We start from the raw sequence: 19,253 nt of genomic DNA on the forward strand, positions 1-19,253 counted from the left end.
CGCCCCGGCCGGCCGCGTTCCGAGCCGGCCGGGGCGTCGGCACCGTCAGCCCACGCCGCGTGCCTGCTCGAAGATCAGGCTGGTCTGGGTGTGCTGCACGGCCGGGTCCACCGCCAGGTGGTCGAGCACGAAGTCCCGCAGCGCGTCGCCGGACGCGGCCCGCACGTGCAGCACGTAGTCCTCCGCGCCCGCGACGTGGAACACCGACACCACTCCGGGCAGCCGCACCGACCGGGCCCGGAAGGCGTCCACCGCCGCCCGCTCGTGCGCGGTGAGGCGGACCGACACCAGCGCCTGCAACGGCAGCCCGACCGCGGCCGGGTCCACCTCCGCGTGGAAGCCCCGGATCGCCCCGCACTCGCGCAGGGCCCGGGTCCGGGTCAGGCAGGTGGACGGGGCCACCCCGACCCGCTCGGCGAGGGCGTTGTTGGGCAGCCGGCCGTCCACGGCCAGCTCGGTGAGGATCGCGCGGTCGACGTCGTCCAGCGCGGCGAAGCGCCGCACATCGTTCGGTGCAGGGGCCATCACGCCATCCTTCCCCGAATATGGTGGGGAGAAAAGCCGCAACTGAAGAATCTTCTGCGCCTCTATTGCCTCACGTCGTGCTGATGTTCGACGCTTCGCCCATGACGACCGTGGACACCCGGGCCGTGCACGCCGGCCGCGACGATCTCGCGGGCCTCGGCGTCCACGTGCCGCCGATCGACCTCTCCACCACCAACCCGCTGCCCTCGGTGGGCGACGGCGGCGACGCGTACGAACTGCTCGCCACCGGCGGTACCCGCCCGCCCGGCGCCAGCGCCGTCTACCAGCGGCTCTGGAACCCCACCGTGGCCCGCTTCGAGACCGCCCTCGCCGAACTCGAGGGCACCGCCGAAGCCGTCGCCTTCGCCAGCGGCATGGCCGCCCTCACCGCCGCCCTGCTCGCCGCCGTCCGGGACGGCAAGCGGCACGTGGTCGCCGTCCGCCCCCTCTACGGCGGCACCGACCACGTGCTCGCCACCGGGCTGCTCGGCACCGAGGTCAGCTGGGCCCGCCCCGACGAGGTGGCCGCCGCGGTCCGCCCCGACACCGCCCTCGTCATCGTCGAGACCCCGGCCAACCCCACCCTCGACCTGGTCGACATCGCCGCGCTCGCCGCCTCCGCCGGCGACGTCCCGCTGCTCGTCGACAACACCGTCGCCACCCCGGTGCTCCAGCAGCCCGCCCGGCACGGCGCGGCGCTCGTCCTGCACAGCGCCACCAAGAGCATCGGCGGTCACGGCGACGTGCTCGCCGGCGTCGTGGCCTGCGACACCGGCTGGGCCGCCCGGCTGCGTCAGGTCCGCGCCGTCACCGGCGCCGTGCTGCACCCGCTCGGCGCGTACCTGCTGCACCGGGGGTTGCAGACGCTGCCGCTGCGGGTGCGCGCGCAGCAGGCCGGCGCCGAGAAGCTGGCCCTCTGGCTCTGCGGGCACCCGGCCGTCGAACGGGTGCACCACCCGGTCGTCCACGACCCGGCCGGGCTGGTCGGCCGGCAGATGTCCGGCACCGGCAGCCTGCTCGCCTTCGAGGTGCGCGGCGGCGCCACCGCCGCGGCCACGGTCGCCGGAGCGTGCAAGCTGATCACGCACGCGGTGTCGCTCGGCGGGGTGGACACGCTGATCCAGCACCCGGCCTCGCTCACCCACCGACCGGTGGAGGGGGCGGCGAAGCCGTCCGGCGGACTGCTGCGGATCTCCGTCGGTCTGGAGGACCCGGAGGACCTGCGGGCGGACCTGGCGCGGGCGCTCGCGGTGATCTGACCGGCACTCGCCGTGCCTGGCACGCTCGCCGCGGGCGGCCGGTGCGACCCGTACTTCGCCTGCGGTCCGTCAGCTCGGGCTCACGACTTCGGGCCGACGTGCCGGTCGAGGACCGCGACCGCCTCCCGTCGGGCGACGGAGAGGCAGTTGCGGCGGTTCATCTTCCAGGCGATGCCGAGCAGGTCGAGGGCCCACTGGCAGAGGCCCATGATGTCGGAGGACTCGTTGCTGAAGATGTAGCGCGGGTAGACGTAGGCCCTGCCGCGGACGGTGACCCGGTTGCTGACCCGGCAGCCGTCGGAGTGGAAGAGGCCCCGCAGGAAGGCGCCCGGGTGGCGCTCGACGATCTGACGCTGCCAGTCGGCGAGGACGATCGGCCGTTCGTGCTTCTTGCCCGGGCCGTGCTGCGGAAACAGGCATGGCCAGTGCACGCCGTAGCTCTGCAGCGTGACACAACCCTGCCGCTGCACCCGCTGAACCGAACCGGCCAGCACCTCCCGCATCGCCTTGTCGCAGAGCGTGATCAGGTCTGGCCAGGCATCGGCGCAGTAGATCCGCAGCACCGGCACACGGGCTGTGGTGACCAGGTGACCATCACCGAGATAGAGACCGAGGAGGTACGCGTAGGCGGTGGGCTTTGTCGGATTGTCGACGTCGGTCCGGCAGCGGAAGCAGCGCGCCTGGCTGCCCTGCCGCTTCGGTTCGAGCCGATCTTCGCACCAGTGACGAACGGTCGGATATGGCAGGCCGAACCGGCGGGCGACCTCGGCGACCGTGCTGCCGGCCAGGTACTGCTGACGGGCGCGGGAGCGGATCTCAAGGGAATGCACGCGGCCATCTTCGAGCGTCCGTGCGACAGTCTGGTGCCCCCGGTGGGACTCGAACCCACACTGTCGGAGGTTTGAGCTCCGTCTCTCTTCCGGTTGGAGTACAGGGGCTTCCGTGATCCGGCCTTAACAGACTACCTACTAGGCTATAGGCGGCGACACCCGGCACGGCGGGTGTCGGGCTCAGACTGGTGGGAGTGGCTCGTGGCCGACACGCAGACGGACGCCGAGCGCAGGCGCGTACTGATCGCCGAGGACGAGGCGCTCATCCGACTGGACCTGGCCGAGATGCTGGTCGAGGAGGGCTACGAGGTGGTCGGCGAGGCCGGCGACGGCGAGACCGCCGTCCGGCTCGCCGAGGAGCTGAAGCCGGACCTGGTCATCCTCGACATCAAGATGCCGATCATGGACGGGCTGGCCGCCGCCGAGCGGATCGCCGGCGCCCGGATCGCCCCGGTGATCATCCTGACCGCCTTCAGCCAGCGCGACCTGGTGGAGCGGGCCCGGGCGGCCGGCGCGATGGCCTACCTGGTCAAGCCGTTCCAGAAGAGCGACCTGGTGCCGGCGGTGGAGATCGCGCTCTCCCGCTACTCCGAGATCGCCGCCCTGGAGGCGGAGGTCGCCGGCCTCACCGACCGGCTGGAGATCCGCAAGACCGTCGAGCGCGCCAAGGGCGCCCTGATGACGACGTACGGGATGACCGAGCCGCAGGCGTTCAAGTGGATCCAGCGCACCGCGATGGACCACCGGATGACCATGAAGGAGGTCGCCGAGCGGATCCTCGCCGAGACCGCCGGCGGCGAGGTGGCCCTGCCGGCCTCCTGACGCCGGACCCCGAACACCCGACGCCGACGCCCCGGCCGGGGGAGGCCACGGCTCGCCGCCCTCCCGCCCGCGGGCGCCGGCGGGACCCGCCTGCACCCGCTCCCGGGGCCGGCGTCGATTTGGCGCGTTCCGGGTGTGTCACGGTGCACGCCCCGGCAGGCGGTCAAGGGCGGCGGCACGTGCTCGCCGCGGCGGCCTGCCGGGACGGGCGGCTGGCGGGGCTCGGGGCGAGCACCGGCGGGGTGCACGGCAACCCGCGCACCGGCACGTGGTCGCAGGCGTCGGACGGGACGCTGCGGGAGGCGCCCGCCCCGTCGGACGGTCGGGTACGACGCGGTGGCCGTACCGTCGGGGTGGCTGGTGGTGGGGGGCGGTCCTGCCGGCCGGTGCAGCGGCGCCGGTGGCCTGGGCCTCGGCGGACGGTCTCAGCTGGCGGCGGTGACCGCTGACGGTGGTGGTCACGGACTGTGGTTCTCCGCGGATTCGGGCGATTCGTGGCGGACGGTGACGATGCCGAGCGCGGTACCGGACACCGGGGACGCGGCGGTCGGGACGGCCGGCCAGGAAGATCGATTCTTGGTGGTCGCCGACGACGGTCAGGCGCCCCGTGCCTGGTGGGCGGCGTTGTCAACCATCGATCGGTAGCGGGTCGTTGCCGGTTGACCCGTTACCGACGAATCAAAGGTGAAGAAGCTTCACAGCCGATGATTCTTACAGCGATCGCTTCCGATCCGCCACGCCGTGTAACGGTTCGGTCAACGCACTCCCTCGGGGCTTTCATCCTGGCTCTGCGGTGGGATAGCGTCCGGCCCCAGACCGGCGACGACGGTCTGGTTCGTCCGCCCCCGCAAGTGCCAGTGAGCAGCGGGTGGTTCGAACCATGGGACGGAGGAGGGTTCGGGCCTTGAGGCAGAAGCTCGCGCGTGTGATTGGTGGAGCGGCCATGCTGGCGCTCGTCGCCGGCGGCACCGCATGCTCCAGCGGCGGTGACGACACCGCCGCCGGTGGCGACAAGTGCGGCAACAAGATCGCGTTCTTCGGCGCGCTGACCGGCAGCTCGGCGGCGCTCGGCATCAACGAGAACAACGGCGTCAAGCTGGCGGTCGACAAGTACAACAAGGAGAACGCCGACTGCAAGGTCGAGCTGGTCGCGCTCGACTCGCAGGGCAGCCCGGACCAGGCGCCGGGTCTGGCCCAGAAGGCCATCGACGACACCAAGATCCTCGGCATCGTCGGCCCGGCCTACTCGGGTGAGTCCGAGGCCGCCGGTCCGCTGTTCAACGAGGCCGGCCTGGTCGCCATCACCCCGTCCGCCACCCGGCCCAGCCTCGCCGAGCAGAAGTGGAAGACCTTCTTCCGCGTGGTCGGCAACGACTTCAGCCAGGGCCCGGCCGCCGGCAGCTACATCAAGAACGTGATGAAGGCCGACAAGGTCTACGTCATCGACGACCAGTCCGCCTACGGCGCCGGTCTGGCCGACGAGGTCAAGAAGGTGCTCGGCCCGGCGGTCGTCGGCTCGGACAAGGTCCAGGGCGAGGGCAAGCAGACCGAGTTCTCCGCGGTGGTCACCAAGGTCAAGGCCTCGGGCGCCAAGGCGGTCTTCTACGGCGGCTACTACCAGGAGGCGGGCCTGATCCGCAAGCAGCTCACCGCTGCCGGCGTCACCGCGCCGCTGGTCGCCGGCGACGGCGTCAACGACGGCGCCTACATCACCTCCGCCGGTGCGGCGGCGGCCGAGGGCACCATCCTCACCTGCCCCTGCCAGCCCGCCACCGAGGCGCGCGGCAGCTTCGCCCAGGAGTACAAGGCGCTCAACGGCACCGACCCGGGCACCTACAGCGACACCGCGTACGACGCGGCGAACATCCTGCTCGCCGGTATCAAGGCGGGTAAGACCACCCGTGAGGGTCTGCTGGAGTTCGTGAAGGGCTACAGCGGCGAGGGCGTCGCCGCGAACTACAAGTTCGTCGAGGGCGGCGAGCTGGACCCGGCGCAGGTCAAGGTGTGGGCGTTCAAGGTTACGGGCGGTAAGGTCGTCCCGGACCAGGAGATCCCGAAGGCCTGATGCCGGTCGCTGCTACAGCGATTGAGTTGTGATCGCGGGTGCGGCCGGGAGCTCGCTCCCGGCCGCATCCCCTTTTTCTGTCCTGACCCGATGGAGCGTCCCTCCCTTGAACTTCGACGGACTGTTCTCCAACTTCGGAGAACTCACCACGACCGGCCTGACGCAGGGCGCGATCTACGCCCTGGTCGCGTTGGGCTACACGCTGGTCTACGGCGTGCTCAGACTCATCAACTTCGCCCACTCCGAGGTCTTCATCGCCGGTGCGTTCGCGGCGCTGTGGACCTGGAACGGATTCGGCCTCGACCAGAACTCCCAGGTCACCGGCATCGGTTCGATCCTGTTCTACCTGCTGGTGGCGATGATCGTCGCCGCGATCGCGTCGGCGGGCACCGCCACGGTGATCGAGCGGGTGGCGTACCGGCCGCTGCGTAAGCGCAACGCGCCTCCGCTGGCCTTCCTGATCACGGCGATCGGCGCGTCGATCGCCATCTCCGAGGCCTTCGGCATCTGGACCCGCCGGCTTCCGCAGGGCGCGCCGCAGCTCGTCAGCCCCAAGCCGCTGTTCCACCTGTTCGGGGCGCCGATCGACGCCATCCAGCTGCTCACCCTCGGTGCCGCGCTGGTGATGATGATCGGGCTGGACATGTTCATCAACCGCAGCCGGGTCGGTCGCGGCATCCGGGCGGTGGCCCAGGACGCCAACACCGCCGCCCTGATGGGCGTCAACAAGGACCGGATCATCCTGATGGTCTTCATCGCCGGTGGCACCATGGCCGGCGTCGCGGGTCTGCTCTACGACGTGCGGATCCAGACCCTGACCTACAGCGTCGGCTTCCTGCTCGGCCTCAAGGCGTTCACCGCGGCGGTGCTCGGCGGCATCGGCAACCTGCGGGGCGCCCTGCTCGGCGGCCTGCTGCTGGGCGTGGTGGAGAACTACGCCTCCGGCCTGTTCGGCAGCGAGTGGAAGGACTTCGCGGCGTTCGCGCTGCTGGTGGTGCTGCTGATGTTCCGGCCGACCGGTCTGCTGGGTGAATCGCTGGGGAGGGCACGGGCATGACGACCGTCCTGGAGAGGGTGCGCTCCGGCCGCGAGGCGGCCGGGGAACGGTGGCGCGGAGCGCCGCGCTGGGTGCGCTGGGCGCTGCTGGCCGCGGTGATCGCGTTCTTCTACGCGCTGCCGAACAAGGAGTTCTACCAGTACCTCGGGCCGATTCCGACCCCCGGTGCGAACTTCACGCAGGTGATGTTCACCGTCTCGATCTACGTGCTGCTGGCCGTCGGGTTGAACATCGTGGTCGGTTTCGCCGGCCTGCTCGACCTCGGTTACTTCGGCTTCTTCGCCGTCGGCGCGTACACCGTGGCGGTGCTGACCTCGCCGAGCAGCGACCTGAAGACGCTCTGGCCGTGGCTGCTGGCGGTGCCGGTGGCGATCGCGCTGACCATGGTCTCCGGTGTGATGCTCGGTACGCCGACGCTGCGCCTGCGCGGCGACTACCTGGCACTGGTCACCCTCGGCTTCGCCGAGATGATCCGGATCGGGGCGGTCAGCTCCGAGTTCCTCAAGGGCCAGCGGGGCTTCAACCAGATCCCGCACCCGCCCGGCCAGTACGCCGACGGCAAGCCGTTCTTCGGCGTGCTGGACGCCCGGCCGTACTACTGGCTGGTGCTCACGGTGATCATCCTGGTGGTGATCGGGGTGCGGAACCTGACGCACAGCCGGGTGGGCCGGGCCTGGATCTCGATCCGCGAGGACGAGGACGCCGCCCAGGTCATGGGCGTGCCGACGTTCAAGTTCAAGCTGTGGGCGTTCGCGGCGGGCGCGGCGATCGCCGGTCTGGCCGGTGCGCTCTTCGCGGGCAAGCAGAACTTCGTCAACTCGCAGAACTTCGAGCTGCTCAACTCGATCATCATCCTGGCCGCGGTCATCTTCGGCGGCTCCGGCAACATCGTCGGGGCGATCGTCGGCGGCGGTCTGGTCGCGTACATGATCGAGCGGTTCCGTGGCATCGAGCTGTTCGGCGTGGAGCTCTACGAGTACCGCTTCCTCTTCTTCGGCCTGGTGCTCGTGGTGATGATGATCTTCCGTCCGGAGGGTCTGATTCCGAACCGGCGACGCGCGGCGGAGTTCAAGGATCGTCGCAAGGAGGTGACCGTCGGTGAGTGACACCGAACAGACGCCGGGCGTTCCGGCGCAGGCCGGCGCGCCGGCAGTGGAGACGGTTCCGCAGCGTGAGCCGCTGCTGGAGGTCGACAAGGTCACGCTCCGTTTCGGCGGCGTGGTGGCCCTCAACGAGGTGGACTTCACCCTCTACAAGGGTGAGATCCTCGGCCTGATCGGGCCGAACGGCGCGGGCAAGACCACCTGCTTCAACGCCATGACCGGCATCTACCAGCCCACGCAGGGGGAGATCCGGTTCCGCGGCCAGAAGATCAGTGGCAAGAAGCGGCACCAGATCACCCAGATGGGTATGGCGCGGACGTTCCAGAACATCCGCCTCTTCCCGGAGATGACCGCGCTGGAGAACGTCCTCGTCGGCGCGGACGCGCACCACAAGACCAGCGTGATCTCGGCGCTGTTCCGGCTGCCGCGGCACCGGCGGGAGGAGCGCGAGGGTCGGGAGAAGGCCGAGCGCCTGCTGGAGTTCGTCGGCATCCGCAAGCGGATGCACGAGTTCGCCCGCAACCTCTCCTACGGCGAGCAGCGGCGGCTGGAGATCGCCCGTGCGCTGGCCACCGACCCGGCGCTGCTCTGCCTGGACGAGCCGGCCGCCGGCTTCAACCCGGCGGAGAAGGAGGAACTGCTCCAGCTCATCCGGCAGATCCGGGACACCGGCGTGACCGTGCTCTTGATCGAGCACGACATGCGCCTGGTCATGGGGGTCACCGACCGGATCGTCGTGCTGGAGTTCGGAAAGAAGATCGCCGAGGGGCTCCCCGCCGAGGTGCGGGACAACCCGAAGGTGATCGCGGCGTACCTGGGGGTGCCGGACGATGCTGCTTGAGATCGACGATGTGAGCCTGCTCTACGGGCGGATCCAGGCGCTGCACGGCATCAGCCTGACGGTGGACGAGGGCGAGATCGTCGCCCTGATCGGCGCCAACGGCGCCGGCAAGTCGACCACGATGCGGGCGATCTCCGGCATCCGGCCGGTCGCCAGCGGCAGCATCCGGTTCAACGGTGAGGACATCACCAAGCTCCGGGCGGACCTGCGGGTCCGGCGTGGGCTCTGCCAGGCGCCGGAGGGTCGGGGCATCTTCCCCGGCATGTCGGTGCTGGAGAACCTCGACATGGGCGCGTACACCCGGCGGGACCGGTCCGGCATCGCGCAGGACCTGAACCGGGTGCTGGAGCTCTTCCCGCGCCTGGCCGAGCGGCGCAAGCAGCCGGGCGGCACCCTCTCCGGCGGTGAGCAGCAGATGCTGGCCGTCGGCCGGGCGCTGATGAGCCGGCCGAAGCTGCTGCTGCTCGACGAGCCCTCGATGGGTCTGGCGCCGATGCTGATCCAGCAGATCTTCGACATCATCACGGAGATCAACCAGCAGGGCACCACCATCCTGCTGGTGGAGCAGAACGCCCAGCAGGCGCTGGCCCGGGCCCACCGGGCGTACGTGCTGGAGACCGGCCGGATCGTCAAGAGCGGCACCGGTGCCGAGCTGCTGCACGACCCCGCGGTCAAAGAGGCCTACCTCGGCGTGGCCTGACCGCACCGCCACCCCTTATCGCAAGGAGCGCAACGACATGTTCAACACCAGTGGTGGCCGCCGGGTCGTCCTCGGCGTCACCGGCGCCGCGCTGCTCGCCCTCCCTCTCGCCGGCTGCGGCGCGAAGGAGAACACCGGGCAGCCGGGCGCCGGCCCCTCCGTCACCGCCGCCGCCGACTCGGCGCTGGCCGCGAAGGTGCCCGACGCGATCAAGGCCGACGGCGTGATCAAGGTCGGCACCGACTCGACCTACGCCCCGAATGAGTTCCTGGACCAGGACGGCAAGACGATCGTCGGCTTCGACGTGGAGCTGTTCAACGCGGTGGCGCAGAAGCTCGGCCTGAAGGCCCAGTACGAGGCGGCGCCGTTCGACTCGATCCTCCCTGGCGTGGACTCCGGCAAGTACGAGATCGGCGTCTCCTCGTTCACCATCAACGCCGACCGGCTGAAGAGCGTCAACATGGTCAGCTACTACTCCGCCGGCACCCAGTGGGCCACCAAGGCCGGCAACCCGGCCAAGATCGACCCGAACGACGCCTGCGGCAAGAAGATCGCGGTGCAGGTCGGCACCGTGCAGCTCGACGACATCACCGCCCGGTCGAAGAAGTGCACCGACGCCGGCAAGCCGGCGATCACCATCGACCAGTACCAGGCGCAGAGCGACGCCACCGCCGCCGTGGTCAGCGGCAAGGACGACGCCATGCTCGCCGACTCCCCGGTCGGGGCGTACGCGGTGAAGCAGAGCAACGGCCAGCTGGAGCTGCTCGGTGACATCTACGAGGCCGCCCCGTACGGCTACGCGGTGAAGAAGGACCAGCAGGCCTTCGCCGAGGTGCTCAAGGAGGCCGTGCAGGCGGTCATCGCCGATGGCTCGTACCAGAGCGCGCTGAAGAAGTGGGGCGTCGAGGGCGGCGCCATCACCACCCCGGCGCTGAACCCCGCCAGCTGAGCATGGCGGCAACAGAGACAACCGAGCGGGCACGGCCGGAACCCATCCAGGCCGTGCCCGTGCGGCATCCCGGGCGGTGGCTCGCCGTCGCCGTGATCGGGGTGCTGGTTGCCATGTTCGTCCACCTGCTGGTGACGAACAAGGCGTTCAACTGGTCGTTCATGGTCGACGAGATGTTCCGGCCACCGATCATGCAGGGGGTGCGCGGCAGCATCGCGCTGCTCGTGACCGCCATGCTGATCGGCGTCGGGCTGGGCGTCGTCATCGCCATCATGCGGCTGTCGGAGAATCCGATCCTGCGCGGGGTCTCCTGGGCGTACACCTGGTTCTTCCGGGCGGTGCCCCGGCTGGTGCTGGCGATCCTCTTCGGCAACCTGGGCATCCTCTGGGCCCGGATCGAGTTCGGGCTGCCCTTCGACCGGCAGATCGGCGCGCTCTTCGGTGTGCAGGACTTCGAGGCGCGGCTGTTCGGGTTCTCGGCGGTGGAGATCCTCACCGGGTTCGTCGCCGGCATGCTGGCGTTGGGCCTGTCCGAGGCCGCGTACATGGCGGAGATCGTCCGGGCCGGGATCCAGTCGGTGGACGAGGGGCAGACCGAGGCCGCCCAGGCCCTCGGCCTGCGCCGGAGCCAGATCCTGCGCCGGATCGTGCTGCCGCAGGCCATGCGGGTGATCGTCCCGCCGACCGGCAACGAGACCATCGCCATGCTCAAGGACACCTCGCTGGTGGCCTTCGTGCCGGTCTCCGCCGAGTTGTTCTTCCAGCTCAGGGCCGTCGGTAGCCGGACCTTCCAGGTCTTCCCGATGTTGGTCGCGGCGACCATCTGGTATCTGCTGCTGACCAGCGTGCTGCTGGTCGGCCAGTACTACCTGGAGCGGCACTTCTCCAAGGGCTTCGATCGCAGCAGCCAGGCGAAGACCAAACTGCGGGGCATGGCGGTCGGTGGCGGCGGCGCTACCGGAGGGGCGGGGGGCGAATGACCGGCGTGACGACTCCGGCGCAGGCCGGCGCGACGACGGCGGGCGACGGCATGATGGTCCGGGCCGAGCAGGTGCACAAGTCGTTCGGCTCGATCGAGGTGCTCAAGGGCATCGACCTGGAGGTCCGCTCCGGGGAGGTGTGCTGCCTGCTGGGGCCCTCCGGCTCCGGCAAGTCGACCTTCCTGCGCTGCATCAACCACCTGGAGAAGATCAACGCCGGTCGGATCTGGGTGGACGGCGAACTGATCGGCTACCGGGAGCGCGGCGGCAAGCTGCACGAGCTGCGGGAGAAGGAGGTGGCCGCCCAGCGTCGTGCGATCGGCATGGTGTTCCAGCGGTTCAACCTCTTCCCGCACATGACCGCCCTGCAGAACGTCGCCGAGGCGCCGGTGCTGCTGGGCCGGGAGAAGAAGGCCGCCGCCCGGGACCGGGCCGCCGCCCTGCTGGAGCGGGTGGGGCTGGGCGACAAGCTCGGCAACTATCCCGGCCAGCTCTCCGGCGGTCAGCAGCAGCGGGTGGCGATCGCCCGGGCGTTGGCGATGCAGCCGAAGCTGATGCTCTTCGACGAGCCCACCAGCGCGCTCGACCCGGAGCTGGTCGGCGAGGTGCTCGACGTGATGAAGGACCTGGCCCGCGACGGCATGACGATGATCGTGGTCACCCACGAGATCGGCTTCGCCCGTGAGGTCGGCGACAAGCTGGTCTTCATGGACGGCGGCGTCGTGGTCGAGTCCGGCAACCCGCGCGAGGTGATCGCCAACCCCCGGCACGACCGGACGAAGGCGTTCCTGGCCAAGGTGCTCTGAACCGGTGCTCCCGGTGCGGCCGTCCGGCCGCACCGGGACGCCGTCCACCGGTCGTCCGACGACCACCACGGCGCCGGGTGCACCCCCGCGGCCGGCGTGGGCGATGTCGCAGCGGCTGCTGTCGGGGGGTGCGACTAGAGTCGCTCGGGTGACAGCTACGACGCCGCGCCTGCTCCTCGTCGACGGACACTCCCTGGCATACCGGGCCTTCTTCGCCCTGCCGGTGGAGAACTTCTCCACCACGACCGGGCAGCCGACCAACGCCGTCTACGGCTTCACCTCGATGCTGATCAACGTGCTCCGCGACGAGCAGCCCACCCACATCGTGGTCACCTTCGACGTCTCCCGCCGCTCCTTCCGCACCGAGCGCTACGCGGAGTACAAGGCCGGCCGCAGCGAGACCCCGACCGACTTCCACGGCCAGGTCAGCCTGGTCAAGGAGGTGCTCGCGGCGCTGCGCATCCCGGTGGTGGAGAAGGAGGGGTACGAGGCCGACGACGTCATCGCCACCCTGGCCTGCCAGGCCCGCGACCAGGGCATGTCGGTGCTGATCACCACCGGCGACCGGGACGCGTTCCAGCTCGTCGGTGACCGGGTCACCGTGCTCTACCCGCGCAAGGGCGTCTCCGACCTGGCCCGGATGGACCCGGCGGCGGTCGAGGCGAAGTACGGGGTCGGCCCCCAGCAGTACCGGGACCTGGCCGCCCTGGTCGGCGAGACCAGCGACAACCTCCCGGGCATCCCGGGCGTCGGCCCGAAGACCGCCGCCAAGTGGATCAACACGTACGGCGGGGTGGACGGGATCATCGCCCGGGCCGACGAGATCAAGGGCAAGGCCGGCGACAGCCTGCGGGAGCGGCTCGCCGACGTGATCCGCAACTACGAGATCAACTGCCTGGTCTCCGACCTGGAGCTGCCGATCCGCCCGGAGGACGCCCGTTGGCAGGGCTGGGACCGGGAGGCCGTGCACCAGGTCTTCGACACCCTCCAGTTCCGGATCCTGCGCGACCGGCTCTACCAGTACCTGGAGGCCGTGGAGCCGGAGGCCGAGGCCGGGTTCGACCTGACCGGCGAGGTGCTCACCGAGCCGGGCGCGCTGGCCGGCTGGCTCGCCACGCACGCCCCGGCCGGCGCCCCGGTGGGGCTGGCGGTCAAGCTCGACACCGGTCCCAACCGCCGGCACACCGCCTCGGTGACCGGGATGGCCCTGGCCACCGCCGGTGGCGCGGCGGCCTGGTTCGACCCGGCCCGGCTGGAGCCCGCCGACGAGTCGGCCCTGGCCGGCTGGCTCGCCGACGCCACCCGCCCCAAGGTGCTGCACGACAGCAAGCCGGCGGTGCTGGCCTTCGCCGCCCACGGCTGGTCCCTGGACGGCATCGCCCGGGACACCCAGATCGCCGCCTACCTGGCCCGCCCCGACCAGCGCTCCTACGACCTGACCGACCTGGCGCTGCGCTACCTGCACCGCGAGCTGCGGGTGGACGCCCCCGAGACCGGCCAGCTCACCCTCGACGGGCTGGGCGACGACGGCGCCGCCGAGCAGAACCTCATGCTCCAGGCCCGGGCCACCCTCGACCTGGCCGACGCGATCGACGCCGAGCTGTCCCGCGACGGCGAGCAGTCCGCCCGGCTGATGGCCGGGGTGGAGCTGCCGCTGATGCGGGTGCTGGCCGACATGGAGCGGATCGGCATCGCCGCCGACACCCACTACCTGTCGGAGCTGGAGGCGCACTTCGCCGCCGAGGTGAAGGCCGCGGCGCAGGGCGCGTACGAGGCGGTCGGGCGGGAGTTCAACCTCGGCTCGCCCAAGCAGCTCCAGGAGATCCTCTTCACCGAGCTGGGCCTGCCCAAGACCAAGAAGATCAAGACCGGCTACACCACCGACGCCGACGCCCTCCAGTGGCTCCACGCGCAGAACCCGCACCCGGTCCTGGCCCACCTGCTGCGCCACCGTGACGTCGCCAAGCTCAAGTCGACCGTGGACGGCCTGCTCAAGTCGGTCTCCGACGACGGCCGCATCCACACCACCTTCAACCAGACGGTGGCGGCCACCGGCCGGCTCTCCTCCACCGAGCCCAACCTCCAGAACATCCCCATCCGCACCGAGGAGGGGCGCCGGATCCGGCGCGCCTTCGTGGTGGGGGAGGGCTACGAGCGCCTGCTCACCGCCGACTACAGCCAGATCGAGATGCGGATCATGGCGCACCTGTCGTCGGACGACGCGCTGATCGAGGCGTTCAACTCCGGCCACGACTTCCACGCCGCCACCGCCTCCTCGGTCTTCGAGGTGCCGGTCGCCGAGGTCACCCCCGACCAGCGGCGCAAGATCAAGGCGATGAACTACGGCCTGGCGTACGGGCTGAGCGCGTTCGGCCTCTCCCAGCAGCTCGGGATCAGCGCCGACGAGGCGCGTGGGCTGATGGAGAACTACTTCGCCGGGTTCGGCGGGGTCCGCGACTACCTGCACGAGGTGGTCGCCCGGGCCCGGCAGGACGGCTACACCTCCACCATCCTGGGCCGCCGCCGCTACCTGCCCGACCTGGTCAGCGACAACCGGCAGCGCCGGGACATGGCCGAGCGGATGGCGCTCAACGCCCCGATCCAGGGCTCCGCGGCCGACATCATCAAGGTCGCCATGCTGCACGTCGACAGCGCGCTGCGCGACGCCGGGCTGCGGTCCCGGATGCTGTTGCAGGTGCACGACGAACTGGTCTTCGAGGTGGCCCCGGGCGAACGGGAGGCCCTGGAGGCGCTGGTGCGGCGGGAGATGGGCGAGGCGTACCCGCTCTCCGTGCCGCTGGAGGTCTCCGTCGGCGAGGGCCGGGACTGGAACAGCGCCGACCACTGACCGGGCCTCGGCCGGGTCCGCCGGGCCGCGAGGCAGCGCCTCGCGGCCTCGCCGGCCCCTCTCCGCGTGTGCGGCGGAGGGGCGTGGGTCAGCGTCCGGGTCCCCGGCGCTCCTTCGGCGGGGTGCCGTGCCGATCGAGGGCCTTCCGGGACGGGCCGCCCGGGGGCGGAAGCGGACCCTTGAGCGGATCGTGGCCCCAGTTCATCAGGGACCAGCGCCACTTGGTCTCGCGGACGTCGCCGGAGGGGCGCTGGGCCATGTGCCGGCGGACGTAGCCGACCACCTTGCGCATGTGCTTGTAGTCGCCCTCGGACAGGTCGCCGCGCTTGCGCCGCAACAGCTCGATGATCTTCCGGCCGGATTCGTGGCCGACGGACTCGCCGCCCCCGGAGCGGCCGCCCTTGTGCCAGCCCACCTGCTTGGACTCGTCCGTCTTCAGCCAGCTCGACAACTCACCGGGCTTCATGTTCACCGCCTCGGTGAACTCCTGGTAGGTGTCCCGCCCGTCCTCAGCTCGGCTCATGGCGCAGCACCTCCGGTCGGTGGGCGGCGTCCCGGCCGGAGTGGTCGTTGCGGATCCGGTACTGCGGGTCCTCCGGCGACGCGTTGACGGTGCGCCCCCGCACGTGCGTCCGTTCGGTGATCTTGTCCTTGACCACGCCGTACGCCCGGCCGCCGTGGCTGGCCCAGGAGACGTGGTCGCCCGTCTGGAACTCCTTCTCGGCCATGCCCGACGGGTACCCGCCGGCCATGCCGCGAAACGACGGAGCGGGGCTACGGCGTGATCTCGGTGATCGGCAACTTGATGTCGAACGGCTCGGAGAGTTCGATCAGCCCGTCGCTGTCGGCCATCAGCTCGTACTGCCGCTCGCCGCCGGGCCCGATCCGGTAGCCGCGACGGTAGGCGTGGAGGTGCACGGGGTCCTGCTCCACCCGCCAGTAGAACGGAATGCCCGCGGCGGCGTACTCACCGGGTTTGGCGAACCGGTCCGTCCGCCGCGTGCCGGGCGACACGACCTCCACGGCAAGGACGACGTCCTCCGGCAGGAGCCGGGGGGCGGTCGGCGGACACGTCCGCGCGACAGAGCAGTACGTCCGGCTGTCGGCTGGCGTTGGCGTCGAGGGCCACGCCGACCGCCTGGGCGGCGCGGAGATGCCCGGGCGCGTGGGCCCGCAGCCACATCCAGAGCAGACTGGAGATGTCCTGATGGTCCAGGGTGGGGGAGGGTGTCACCTGGACGACTCCATCGACGAGTTCGACGCGGGGCGCGTCGTCCGGCAGTTTGAGCAGGTCCTCCAGCGTGTAGTCGGCACGCTGCTGTCGAGTCGGATCCGGAAACCAGGGGCGAGCTGGTGTCGCGATCGGCTCGGCGCTCACCGGCACAGCGTAACGCTGTCGATGTCGACGAGGCCGGACTCCGAGTGCGGCGAGCCCGTCAGAGCGGCTTCTCGGTGACGAAGATGGCGGTGCCGGGGAAGAGCCGCCCGCGCAGCGGGCTCCACTGCCCCCAGACGCCCTCGTGTCCCTCGGGCCACTCCGGCTCCACCAGGTCGACCAGCCGGAACCCCGCCGCGACCAGCTCGCGCACCCGGTCGCCCAGGGTGCGGTGCTGCTCGACGTAGGTGGCCACGCCGCTGTCGTCCTGCTCCACGTAGGGGGAGCGGTCGAAGTACGAGTGCACGGCGGTGAGCCCGCGCTCCCCGGGGTCGTCGAGGAAGATCCAGCGCATCGGGTGGGTCACCGCGAAGACCCAGCGGCCGCCCGGGCGCAGCACCCGGTGCACCTCGGCCATCAGCGCGGCGGAGTCGTCCACGAACGGGATCGCCCCGAACGCCGTGCAGGCGATGTCGAAGGCCGCGTCGCTGAAGGGCAGCGCCAACGCGTCGGCCTGCACCAGCGGCACGCGTACCCCGGTGGTCCCGCCGGCGTGCGCGGCGTGCCGCAGCATGCCGGCGGAGAGGTCGAAGGCGACCGGTCGGGCGCCCTGGCCGGCCAGCCAGCGGGCGCAGGCCGCGGCGCCGCAGCCCACCTCCAGCACCCGGCGGCCGGCGACGTCGCCGAGCAGGCGGGCGTCGGCCTCCCGCAGCCCCTCCGGGCACCAGACGAAGTCCACGTCGCCCAGGAAGGCGCCGTGCTGGGCCTGGTAGTCGTCGGCGTCGGCGTCCCACCAGCCGCGGTTGGCGCGGCGGGTCTCCGCGTCGCCGACCCGGCGCCGGATCACCCGGTTGTCGTCGTCCACGCGCCCACGCTAGGCCCTGCCCCGGTGGGGACCGACGGCGCCGGGCCGGTGCCGGTCGGGGGAGTCCGGCGACCGGTCGGCCGGTGCGCTACCTTCTCCGCGTGGGGCCGGTGTGACGCAAGAGACAATCGGGACGGTTTCCCACTGAAATCTCCGCTTTCGCAGCTGGCGAGTCTGCGAGGACCCGGGATGCCTTGCACGCTGTGGTAATGCAGCGGGTAGGCTAGACGATGCGCTCGCGGATCGTGTGCCTCGGCAGGGAGCAGGTGCGCGGTCACCGGAGCCACTAATGATCTTCACTTGGCGATCGTTCGGTGTGCCCGGCGGCGGATCCGTTGGCGCGAAATGGTCACCGCGACACCACGCCTGCTGTGACAACCCATCCGACCGGAGCAACCGCCCACATGACGAGCAGCATCGAGGCCCCCTCGAGCGCCACCCGGGTCACCCACGACGATCTCGGTTCCGAGGAGGCTTTCCTCGCCGCGATCGACGAGACCATCAAGTACTTCAACGACGGCGACATTGTCGAAGGCACCGTCGTCAAGGTCGATCGGGACGAGGTCCTTCTCGACATCGGCTACAAGACCGAGGGTGTCATCCCCTCTCGGGAGTTGTCGATCAAGCACGACGTGGACCCCGCCGAGGTCGTCTCGGTCGGTGACCACATCGAGGCCCTGGTCCTCCAGAAGGAGGACAAGGAGGGTCGTCTGATCCTCTCCAAGAAGCGGGCGCAGTACGAGCGGGCCTGGGGCACGATCGAGAAGATCAAGGACGAGGACGGCGTCGTCCGCGGTTCGGTCATCGAGGTGGTCAAGGGTGGCCTCATCCTCGACATCGGGCTGCGCGGCTTCCTGCCCGCCTCCCTGGTCGAGATGCGGCGGGTGCGCGACCTTCAGCCGTACGTCGGCCGTGAGCTCGAGGCCAAGATCATCGAGCTGGACAAGAACCGCAACAACGTGGTCCTGTCCCGCCGGGCCTGGCTGGAGCAGACGCAGTCCGAGGTGCGCACCGAGTTCCTCAACAAGCTGCAGAAGGGGCAGGTCCGCAAGGGCGTCGTCTCTTCGATCGTCAACTTCGGCGCGTTCGTCGACCTGGGTGGCGTGGACGGCCTGGTGCACGTCTCCGAGCTGTCCTGGAAGCACATCGACCACCCGTCCGAGGTCGTCGAGGTCGGCCAGGAGGTCGAGGTCGAGGTCCTGGACGTCGACCTGGACCGCGAGCGGGTCTCGCTGTCGCTGAAGGCGACCCAGGAGGACCCGTGGCGTCAGTTCGCCCGCACCCACGCGATCCAGCAGATCGTGCCGGGTAAGGTCACCAAGCTGGTGCCGTTCGGCGCCTTCGTCCGGGTGGACGACGGCATCGAGGGCCTGGTCCACATCTCCGAGCTGGCCGAGCGCCACGTGGAGATCCCGGAGCAGGTCGTGCAGGTCGGCTCCGAGGTCATGGTCAAGGTCATCGACATCGACCTGGAGCGCCGCCGGATCTCGCTGTCGCTCAAGCAGGCCAACGAGGGCTTCGTCGAGGGCGAGGAGCACTTCGACCCGACCCTCTACGGCATGGCCGCGACCTACGACGCCGAGGGCAACTACATCTACCCGGAGGGCTTCGACCCGGAGACGGGCGAGTGGCTCGAGGGGTACGACAAGCAGCGCGAGACCTGGGAGAACCAGTACGCCGAGGCCCGTCAGCGCTGGGAGGCCCACACCAAGCAGGTGCAGACCTCCCGCGCCGCCGACGCCGAGGCCGCTGCCAACCCGGCTCCGGCCGTGTCGACCGGTGGCACCACCACCACGACCAGCACGGCCCCCAGCCGTCAGGCCGAGGAGCCGGCCGGCACCCTGGCCACCGACGAGGCGCTCGCCGCTCTGCGGGAGAAGCTCGCCGGCGGCAAGTGACCCTGTGACAACTCCAGTTCGGTGCGGCTGACGCCGCGCAGCGACCTGGAGCCGTCACTGACACGACGACGGGCCCCGTCCCCGCGATCCGGTTCCACCGGGTCGCCGGGGGCGGGGCCCTCGCCGTACCCGGCGACCCCGCCCGCGTTGGCCGCCTGCCCGCCGCCGCCGGCCCGGCGTGACCGGCCCCGATCGCGACGTGTCGCGGTGTTCCCCACGCGGGATACCCCGAGATGCCGCAAGGGGGGCCGGACGCCGCCAGTCCGGTCGGCGGTTCCCGTGCTCGCCGCCCGCCCGGCCCCGTCGGGCCCCCGGTCTGCGGGCATGTCG

General features: G+C 70.7%; 19 protein-coding genes and 1 tRNA gene. 12 read left to right on the plus strand and 8 right to left on the minus strand.

Features of this window, described 5'->3' with window-relative positions; translation table 11 throughout:
• Positions 1–45: 45 nt before the first annotated feature.
• Entirely contained in the window at positions 46–525 is a 480-nt protein-coding gene (locus V6U79_RS17850; protein WP_334615239.1) for an Lrp/AsnC family transcriptional regulator, read from the minus strand.
• A gap of 83 nt (positions 526–608) precedes the next feature.
• Here V6U79_RS17850 and V6U79_RS17855 point away from each other — a divergent pair, with 83 nt between their 5' ends.
• Positions 609–1,784, plus strand: a complete 1,176-nt coding sequence (locus V6U79_RS17855; protein WP_334615240.1) for a trans-sulfuration enzyme family protein — start codon at positions 609–611, stop codon at positions 1,782–1,784.
• 80 nt (positions 1,785–1,864) lie between these two features.
• Here V6U79_RS17855 and V6U79_RS17860 read toward each other — a convergent pair whose 3' ends face one another.
• Together V6U79_RS17860 and V6U79_RS17865 are read right to left on the minus strand one after the other, a co-directional pair.
• Positions 1,865–2,614, minus strand: coding sequence for a transcriptional regulator (locus V6U79_RS17860; protein WP_334615241.1), 750 nt, complete (start codon positions 2,612–2,614; stop codon positions 1,865–1,867).
• A gap of 31 nt (positions 2,615–2,645) precedes the next feature.
• A tRNA-Leu gene (locus V6U79_RS17865) sits at positions 2,646–2,722 on the minus strand.
• 93 nt (positions 2,723–2,815) lie between these two features.
• Between V6U79_RS17865 and V6U79_RS17870 the strand changes: the two genes are divergently transcribed.
• The 10 genes from V6U79_RS17870 to polA all read left to right on the plus strand — a co-directional run bounded on the left by V6U79_RS17870 (position 2,816) and on the right by polA (position 14,785).
• Positions 2,816–3,436, plus strand: a complete 621-nt coding sequence (locus V6U79_RS17870; protein ID WP_334615242.1) for an ANTAR domain-containing response regulator — start codon at positions 2,816–2,818, stop codon at positions 3,434–3,436.
• A gap of 904 nt (positions 3,437–4,340) precedes the next feature.
• Complete coding sequence (locus V6U79_RS17875; RefSeq protein WP_334615243.1) at positions 4,341–5,501, plus strand: branched-chain amino acid ABC transporter substrate-binding protein; 1,161 nt, start codon at positions 4,341–4,343, stop codon at positions 5,499–5,501.
• 106 nt (positions 5,502–5,607) lie between these two features.
• Complete coding sequence (locus V6U79_RS17880) at positions 5,608–6,558, plus strand: branched-chain amino acid ABC transporter permease (RefSeq protein ID WP_334522660.1); 951 nt, start codon at positions 5,608–5,610, stop codon at positions 6,556–6,558.
• Positions 6,555–7,664, plus strand: coding sequence for a branched-chain amino acid ABC transporter permease (locus V6U79_RS17885; RefSeq protein ID WP_334522662.1), 1,110 nt, complete (start codon positions 6,555–6,557; stop codon positions 7,662–7,664). Before V6U79_RS17880 ends, V6U79_RS17885 begins: the two co-directional genes overlap by 4 nt.
• Positions 7,657–8,502, plus strand: coding sequence for an ABC transporter ATP-binding protein (locus V6U79_RS17890; protein WP_442933289.1), 846 nt, complete (start codon positions 7,657–7,659; stop codon positions 8,500–8,502). Before V6U79_RS17885 ends, V6U79_RS17890 begins: the two co-directional genes overlap by 8 nt.
• Positions 8,492–9,202 (plus strand): ABC transporter ATP-binding protein, encoded by a 711-nt coding sequence (locus V6U79_RS17895; RefSeq protein ID WP_334522664.1) that lies wholly within the window; start codon positions 8,492–8,494, stop codon positions 9,200–9,202. The genes V6U79_RS17890 and V6U79_RS17895 overlap by 11 nt, the downstream gene beginning before the upstream one ends.
• A 37-nt stretch (positions 9,203–9,239) precedes the next feature.
• Positions 9,240–10,151: an ABC transporter substrate-binding protein gene (locus tag V6U79_RS17900; RefSeq protein WP_334615244.1), complete on the plus strand. Its 912-nt coding sequence runs from the start codon at positions 9,240–9,242 to the stop codon at positions 10,149–10,151.
• A gap of 2 nt (positions 10,152–10,153) precedes the next feature.
• Complete coding sequence (locus tag V6U79_RS17905; RefSeq protein ID WP_334522668.1) at positions 10,154–11,131, plus strand: amino acid ABC transporter permease; 978 nt, start codon at positions 10,154–10,156, stop codon at positions 11,129–11,131.
• Positions 11,128–11,937 (plus strand): amino acid ABC transporter ATP-binding protein, encoded by an 810-nt coding sequence (locus V6U79_RS17910; RefSeq protein WP_334522669.1) that lies wholly within the window; start codon positions 11,128–11,130, stop codon positions 11,935–11,937. Before V6U79_RS17905 ends, V6U79_RS17910 begins: the two co-directional genes overlap by 4 nt.
• A gap of 148 nt (positions 11,938–12,085) precedes the next feature.
• Entirely contained in the window at positions 12,086–14,785 is a 2,700-nt protein-coding gene (gene polA / locus V6U79_RS17915; RefSeq protein ID WP_334615245.1) for a DNA polymerase I, read from the plus strand.
• Positions 14,786–14,873: 88 nt separating this feature from the next.
• Here the strand turns inward: polA and V6U79_RS17920 are convergent, their stop codons facing one another.
• Genes V6U79_RS17920 through V6U79_RS17940 form a run of 5 tightly spaced genes read right to left on the minus strand, consistent with a single transcriptional unit; the run spans position 14,874 to position 17,025 of the window.
• On the minus strand, positions 14,874–15,308 hold the full coding sequence (locus V6U79_RS17920; RefSeq protein WP_334615246.1) for a DUF3140 domain-containing protein: 435 nt from the start codon (positions 15,306–15,308) through the stop codon (positions 14,874–14,876).
• Positions 15,295–15,513 (minus strand): hypervirulence associated TUDOR domain-containing protein, encoded by a 219-nt coding sequence (locus V6U79_RS17925; protein WP_334522676.1) that lies wholly within the window; start codon positions 15,511–15,513, stop codon positions 15,295–15,297. Before V6U79_RS17925 ends, V6U79_RS17920 begins: the two co-directional genes overlap by 14 nt.
• A gap of 46 nt (positions 15,514–15,559) precedes the next feature.
• The gene (locus tag V6U79_RS17930) at positions 15,560–15,808 is read right to left on the minus strand and encodes a Uma2 family endonuclease (protein WP_334615247.1); all 249 of its coding nucleotides are present in this window, start codon (positions 15,806–15,808) and stop codon (positions 15,560–15,562) included.
• Positions 15,753–16,163 (minus strand): Uma2 family endonuclease, encoded by a 411-nt coding sequence (locus tag V6U79_RS17935; protein ID WP_334615248.1) that lies wholly within the window; start codon positions 16,161–16,163, stop codon positions 15,753–15,755. Before V6U79_RS17935 ends, V6U79_RS17930 begins: the two co-directional genes overlap by 56 nt.
• 58 nt (positions 16,164–16,221) lie before the next feature.
• Positions 16,222–17,025, minus strand: a complete 804-nt coding sequence (locus tag V6U79_RS17940) for a class I SAM-dependent methyltransferase (RefSeq protein ID WP_334615249.1) — start codon at positions 17,023–17,025, stop codon at positions 16,222–16,224.
• 404 nt (positions 17,026–17,429) lie between these two features.
• On the opposite strand from V6U79_RS17940, the gene rpsA reads away from it, so the two are divergent.
• Positions 17,430–18,923 carry a 30S ribosomal protein S1 gene (gene rpsA, locus V6U79_RS17945; protein WP_334450540.1) on the plus strand — a complete coding sequence of 498 codons (1,494 nt, stop codon included), beginning with the start codon at positions 17,430–17,432 and terminating at the stop codon, positions 18,921–18,923.
• Positions 18,924–19,253 lie beyond the last annotated feature (330 nt).

Origin of the sequence: Micromonospora psammae (genome assembly GCF_036902725.1) — a bacterium.
Lineage (GTDB): Bacteria > Actinomycetota > Actinomycetes > Mycobacteriales > Micromonosporaceae > Micromonospora.

Excerpts from the sequence above, each read along its gene's own strand:
- V6U79_RS17850 (WP_334615239.1), bottom strand. The coding sequence starts at position 525 with ATGGCCCCTGCACCGAACGATGTGCGGCGCTTCGCCGCGCTGGACGAC.
- V6U79_RS17855 (WP_334615240.1), top strand. The coding sequence starts at position 609 with ATGTTCGACGCTTCGCCCATGACGACCGTGGACACCCGGGCCGTGCAC.
- V6U79_RS17885 (WP_334522662.1), top strand. The coding sequence starts at position 6,555 with ATGACGACCGTCCTGGAGAGGGTGCGCTCCGGCCGCGAGGCGGCCGGG.
- V6U79_RS17895 (WP_334522664.1), top strand. The coding sequence starts at position 8,492 with ATGCTGCTTGAGATCGACGATGTGAGCCTGCTCTACGGGCGGATCCAG.
- V6U79_RS17900 (WP_334615244.1), top strand. The coding sequence starts at position 9,240 with ATGTTCAACACCAGTGGTGGCCGCCGGGTCGTCCTCGGCGTCACCGGC.
- V6U79_RS17905 (WP_334522668.1), top strand. The coding sequence starts at position 10,154 with ATGGCGGCAACAGAGACAACCGAGCGGGCACGGCCGGAACCCATCCAG.
- V6U79_RS17910 (WP_334522669.1), top strand. The coding sequence starts at position 11,128 with ATGACCGGCGTGACGACTCCGGCGCAGGCCGGCGCGACGACGGCGGGC.
- V6U79_RS17920 (WP_334615246.1), bottom strand. The coding sequence starts at position 15,308 with ATGAGCCGAGCTGAGGACGGGCGGGACACCTACCAGGAGTTCACCGAG.
- V6U79_RS17925 (WP_334522676.1), bottom strand. The coding sequence starts at position 15,513 with ATGGCCGAGAAGGAGTTCCAGACGGGCGACCACGTCTCCTGGGCCAGC.
- rpsA (WP_334450540.1), top strand. The coding sequence starts at position 17,430 with ATGACGAGCAGCATCGAGGCCCCCTCGAGCGCCACCCGGGTCACCCAC.